At 67.4% G+C, this 599-nt stretch carries 1 protein-coding gene; it reads right to left on the bottom strand.

Annotated elements, in window-relative coordinates:
- A partial coding sequence (locus tag WG924_RS28070) for a cadherin repeat domain-containing protein (protein WP_345936338.1) occupies positions 1-599 on the bottom strand: 599 nt, incomplete at both ends.

Raw genomic sequence — 599 nt, forward strand, 5'->3', positions numbered from 1 at the left:
GCTCAGCCTCGTGATCCAGGCTGATCCCGTCGCGCAGCTTCAACTGGCCGCCGACCACCTCGAAGCGGGCATCATCGACCGTGACGCTCAGCGCATCGCCATCCGGATCGCTCGCCGTCACTGTGCCGATAACAGCACCGGCCGCGTTCTCCGCAACCGTGGTGCCGGTCACCACCGGCGCCGTCGGCGCTTCATTCGCGTCGCCAACCGTGATCGTCACGCTCCGCTGCGCGCTCAACCCGCCGCCATCGGTCACCGTGATCACCAGATCGACGCTCGACGCCGCCTCGCGATCCAGGCTCACACCGTCTTTCAGCTTCAGCACGCCCGACACGATCTCGAACCGCGCATCATCGACCGTGAAGCTCAGCCGGCCATTGCTGCTGCCCCCCGCATCCGGATCGCTCGCCGTCACCCGGCCGATCACCGCACCCGCCGTGTTCTCCGCAACCACAGTGCCCGACACAACCGGCGCCGACGGCGCCTCGTTCACGTCCAGAACCCGGATCAGCACATCCGCCGACGCGGTATCGCCTTCCGTCACCGAGGCCGTGATCCGGATCGTGATCTCCGAAGCCGCCTCGCGATCCAGGCTCACA

Origin of the sequence: Tistrella arctica, from assembly GCF_039630945.1 — a bacterium.
GTDB classification, from domain to species: Bacteria; Pseudomonadota; Alphaproteobacteria; order Tistrellales; family Tistrellaceae; genus Tistrella; species Tistrella bauzanensis.